Origin of the sequence: Neisseria sp. HMSC070F02, from assembly GCF_001814225.1 — a bacterium.
Classification (GTDB): Bacteria; Pseudomonadota; Gammaproteobacteria; order Burkholderiales; family Neisseriaceae; genus Neisseria; species Neisseria meningitidis.
In genome coordinates this window covers 1-4,924 of record NZ_KV815480.1, presented here as the reverse complement: position 1 = coordinate 4,924, position 4,924 = coordinate 1, and the positions used below count along the sequence as shown (strand labels likewise).

Below are 4,924 nucleotides of genomic sequence, written 5' to 3'. Positions count from 1 at the left end.
CGTTCTAGATTCCCGCCTGCGCGGGAATGACGATGAAAAGATTGTTGTCGCTTCGGATAAATTTTTGCCGTGTTGGGTTCTAGATTCCCGCTTTTGCGGGAATGACGGCAGGGTGGTTTCTGTTGTTTCGGATAAATTTTGCAGCCCTGATAAAAAATATGGCTGCTTTGGTAAAAAAATGCCGTCTGAAAGGTTTTCAGACGGCATTTTGTTTTTAAGAAGCATCAGCGGAAGCGGACGATTTCCCTGTCTTCGATATGGATGCGTACCGTATCGTTTCCCGATATTTCACCGGCGTGCGGCATATCGAGGTTCAGCCACAGGATGCCGTGTTCCGGATGGAGGACGGACAGGCTGAACGATTCGGGCAAACAGGTACGGGATAATACGCAGCACTCCATGCCGTCTTGGTCGAAACGCACCGCATGTTGCGGAATATGGCGGTCATCGTCGGTATTGGGCAGCCCCATCAGTCGGGCAACCTGCACGCAGGACGGTGTTTTGACCAATGTTTCGGGTGTGCCGTATTGTAGAATCCTCCCTTCATGCATCACGGCAATTTCGTCTGCCGTCGTACAGGCTTCTTCGGGCGAATGAGTAACCAAGACGGCAGGGATGCCGCCGTTTCGGATACGTTCGGCGGTCATGCGGCGCAGCCGGTCGCGCAAATGCGTGTCCAAACTGGAAAACGATTCGTCCAGCAACAGCAGGGAAGGGCGGACAACCAAAGCGCGCGCCAGTGCCAACCGTTGTTTCTCGCCTCCGGAAAGTTTTTCAGGCTTACGGTGCGCCTCGTTTTCCAGTCCGACTTCGGCAAGTGCCGCCATGGCAAGGCGTTCGGCTTCGGCTTTCGGCATTTTTTGCATTTTCAAACCGAATGCCGCATTTTCCAGCGCACTCATATGGGGAAACAGCGCGTAATCTTGAAACATCAGAGAAATACGGCGTTTTTCGGGCGGCATACGGGTAATGTTTTCCCCGTTCAGCCATATTTCCCCACCGTCCGGCCGGACAATCCCCGCAATCATATTCAGCAGGGTGGATTTTCCGCATCCCGACCGCCCCAAAACGGCGAGTATTTTGCCGCGCCCGACAGTCAGGCAGATGTTGTCGGCGACGGTTTTATTGCCGAAGCGTTTGCAGAGTCCGTTCAGTTCAAGCATGGCGCATCCTATAAACGTATGCCGTCCAGCCACTCGGACAGCGGATGGGCGGCATCAATCAGACCGTAACGGCAAAACGCGTCCAGCGTAACCAGTTGCGCGTCGTGCATCATGTTTCCCGACAACATGGTGGCAACCAAGCTGCCGATGTCCATTTTCTCAAAACACGCAACCTCACCGTCCTGATTTTCAGGTAGGAAGGTTTCGGGCAGGACGGCATCGAATACATACAGGATTTCATTGTGCACACCCCAGCTGACGGGGCGCAGGCTGTGCAGCTGCGATACCGGGCGGATGAGCGGAAACAGCGTTTTATCCAAACCGGCTTCTTCGCTGCTTTCGCGACACACGGTTTCAGACGGCAATTCACCGCTGGAAACACCGCCGGCGGCAGTATTGTCGAGTTTGTCGGGATCGACTGCTTTGTGCGGACTGCGCCTGCCTATCCAGAAATGCCATCGGCCGTCCGATTCGGTCAGACCGTTGAGATGGACGGCGCGGCTGAGTAGTCCGAACGGGCGGAAAGCGGCGCGTTCAAGTGAGAACAAGATATTGCCGCCGCCGTCGGTCAGGTCGAAACACTCGTTGCGCCATCCGTGAAGCAGCCCCGCCTTGTTCCATGTGCGGGTGAGGTGCTGCAAGCGGCCGCCCATATCTGACCAGCCGTCCGCATTCAGAAAAATGCCGTCTGAAGACTCCGAGCAGCCTGCCTCCCAGTCTTTTTTGACGCGCTCCGCCCATTCCGGCGACAGGTTGCCCAAAGGCAGGCCGTTCAGATACAGTGTTTTCCAGCAACTTTCTGCACCGTAACTTGCTTTTGCCCACTCGAACAGGGCATCAAGGTCGTGTTTGCTGACGGATTCGGTAAAACGGACGGTCGGCATAGTCGGCTTTCTTGAAGACAATGCGGAAGATTGTAGCCAAACTGCCTGAATTTGCAACCGCAAACAGACGGCGGGCTGCCGTTCCGATATTGCGGCAGGAAGGAAAATCCGGCAAAAAACGGAGGCGGCAGGAAACAGGCAAAACAAAACCCCTCGGCATTGAACCGAGGGGTTTGATATTTGGTTGCGGGAGCAGGATTCGAACCTACGACCTTCGGGTTATGAGCCCGACGAGCTACCATGCTGCTCCATCCCGCGTCAGAAGATGAAACTATACGGCAGATTTTTTATGTTGTCAAACATTATTTCCGCGAAAAATCATAAAATTTTGCCGTCCGGCGGTTTATGCCTGATTTGAAATATCATTTTCTTTACAAAAGTTCATGTTCGTGATTTAATTTTGGTTAACATCGAAACAGGGGTGCTGCCTGATGTTCAGGCGGCTGAGAAATACCCTTTACACCCGATCGGGATAATACCTGCGTGGGGAGTTTTCACGGATTCTGTCTTTCAGACAGCATTGGTTTTCAAATGCCGTCTGAAAACGCAAAACGCTCCTGTTTCTTTATTCTAAACGAGAAAACAGGAGCATTTTTTATGACTACGCCAAAAAAAACCGCCAAAACTTCCGGCAACGAAGCGCGCGAACTTGCCGACTTGAGCGAAGACATCGGTATCCGCTTCAAATATCCGAACTCGGAACGCGTGTATCTGCAAGGCAGCCGCGACGACATCCGCGTGCCTTTGCGTGAAATCCGTCAGGACGACACCTATACGGCGCAAGGCGCGGAAGCCAACCCGCCGATTCCCGTCTATGACACCAGCGGCGTGTACGGCGATCCAGCGGCACACATCGACCTGAAACAAGGTCTGCCGCACATCCGCACCGCATGGCTGAACGAACGCGGCGATACCGAAATCCTGCCCAAGCTCTCCAGCGAATACGGCATCGAACGCGCACACGATCCGAAAACCGCCCATCTGCGTTTCAACCAAATTACCCGCCCGCGCCGCGCCAAAGCAGGACGTAACGTTACCCAGCTCCATTACGCCCGCCAAGGCATCATCACGCCGGAAATGGAGTTTGTCGCCATACGCGAACGTTTAAAATTAGACGAATTGTCCCAAAAACCGGAATACGCCAAGCTCTTGAAACAGCACGCAGGGCAAAGTTTCGGCGCGAATATCCCGACCCATCCCGACCAAATCACGCCTGAATTCGTGCGCCGAGAAATTGCCGCCGGACGCGCGATTATCCCCGCCAACATCAACCACCCCGAACTCGAACCGATGATTATCGGCCGCAACTTCCGCGTCAAAATCAACGGCAACTTGGGCAATTCCGCCGTCACTTCCAGTCTGACCGAAGAAGTCGAAAAAATGGTGTGGTCGCTGCGTTGGGGCGCGGACACAATTATGGACTTATCCACAGGCGCGCACATCCATGAAACGCGCGAATGGATTATCCGCAACGCGCCCGTCCCCATCGGCACCGTGCCTATTTATCAGGCTTTGGAAAAAACCGGCGGCATTGCCGAAGATTTGACTTGGGATTTGTTCCGCGACACCTTAATCGAGCAGGCGGAACAAGGCGTGGACTATTTCACCATACACGCGGGCGTGTTGCTGCGTTATGTACCGATGACCGCCAACCGCCTCACCGGCATCGTCTCGCGCGGCGGTTCGATTATGGCGAAATGGTGTTTGGCACATCATCGGGAAAATTTCCTCTACACGCATTTCGACGAAATCTGCGAAATTATGAAAGCGTATGACGTATCGTTCAGCCTCGGCGACGGCCTGCGCCCCGGCTGCATTGCCGATGCCAACGACGAATCCCAATTCGCCGAACTGCACACCTTGGGCGAATTGACCGATAAAGCGTGGAAACATGACGTACAAGTCATGATCGAAGGCCCCGGGCATGTACCGCTGCAACGCGTCAAAGAAAATATGACCGAAGAGCTGCAACACTGTTTTGAAGCGCCGTTTTACACGCTCGGCCCGCTCGTTACCGACATCGCACCCGGCTACGACCACATCACCTCGGGCATAGGCGCGGCCAATATCGGCTGGTACGGCACGGCGATGCTTTGTTACGTTACCCCCAAAGAACATTTGGGGCTGCCCGACAAAGAAGACGTGCGCACCGGCATCATCACCTACAAACTCGCCGCCCACGCCGCCGATCTCGCCAAAGGCTGGCCGGGCGCACAATTACGTGACAACGCCCTGAGCAAGGCGCGTTTCGAGTTCCGTTGGCGCGACCAATTTCGCTTAAGCCTCGACCCTGAACGTGCCGAAAGCTTCCACGACGAAACCCTGCCTGCCGAAGGCGCGAAAATCGCCCACTTCTGCTCAATGTGCGGCCCCAAATTCTGCTCGATGAAAATCACGCAGGAAGTGCGCGACTACGCCGACAAGCAAAAAGCCCAACGGCAGGGCATGGAGGAAAAAGCGGTCGAGTTCGTCAAAAAAGGCGCGAAGATTTACAGTTGAAACGTCAAGCAAAAAATGCCGTCTGAAACCCGGAAAAAAGGCTTCAGACGGTATTCTTTCGCTTGTGAAAATATAGTGGATTAAATTTAAATCAGGACAAGGCGACGAAGCCGCAGACAGTACAGATGGTACGGAACCGACTCACTTGGTGCTTCAGCACCTTAGAGAATCGTTCTCTTTGAGCTAAGGCGAGGCAACGACGTACTGGTTTTTGTTAATCCACTATAATTTTTAAAATTTTTATATTCACATAGATGGGGATGATGGGATTTAGGGTTCTGATTTTGTTTTTGAGAGAATGAAGGAATTTGAGATTGTGGGCGATTATCGGGAAAAATAGAATCTTTCCGCCGTCATTCCCGCGCAGGCGGGAATCTA

At 53.6% G+C, this 4,924-nt stretch carries 3 protein-coding genes, 1 tRNA gene, 1 pseudogene and 1 riboswitch; of the genes and pseudogenes, 1 reads left to right on the top strand and 4 read right to left on the bottom strand.

Annotation, left to right across the window (positions count from 1 at the left end; all coding sequences use genetic code 11):
- The 4 genes and pseudogenes from HMPREF2959_RS13045 to HMPREF2959_RS08690 all read right to left on the bottom strand — a co-directional run.
- Nucleotides 1-207 (bottom strand): annotated as a pseudogene (locus HMPREF2959_RS13045) (hypothetical protein); the annotation flags it as partial.
- Nucleotides 208-224: 17 nt separating this feature from the next.
- Nucleotides 225-1,163, bottom strand: a complete 939-nt coding sequence (locus tag HMPREF2959_RS08700) for an ABC transporter ATP-binding protein (protein ID WP_002243664.1) — start codon at nucleotides 1,161-1,163, stop codon at nucleotides 225-227.
- Between the two features lie 8 nt (nucleotides 1,164-1,171).
- Nucleotides 1,172-2,047 (bottom strand): NUDIX hydrolase, encoded by an 876-nt coding sequence (locus HMPREF2959_RS08695; protein ID WP_002221706.1) that lies wholly within the window; start codon nucleotides 2,045-2,047, stop codon nucleotides 1,172-1,174.
- A gap of 181 nt (nucleotides 2,048-2,228) precedes the next feature.
- A tRNA-Met gene (locus HMPREF2959_RS08690) sits at nucleotides 2,229-2,305 on the bottom strand.
- A gap of 149 nt (nucleotides 2,306-2,454) precedes the next feature.
- Nucleotides 2,455-2,554: riboswitch (TPP riboswitch) on the top strand.
- Between the two features lie 90 nt (nucleotides 2,555-2,644).
- Here HMPREF2959_RS08690 and thiC point away from each other — a divergent pair.
- Entirely contained in the window at nucleotides 2,645-4,546 is a 1,902-nt protein-coding gene (thiC, locus tag HMPREF2959_RS08685; RefSeq protein WP_070696698.1) for a phosphomethylpyrimidine synthase ThiC, read from the top strand.
- Nucleotides 4,547-4,924 lie beyond the last annotated feature (378 nt).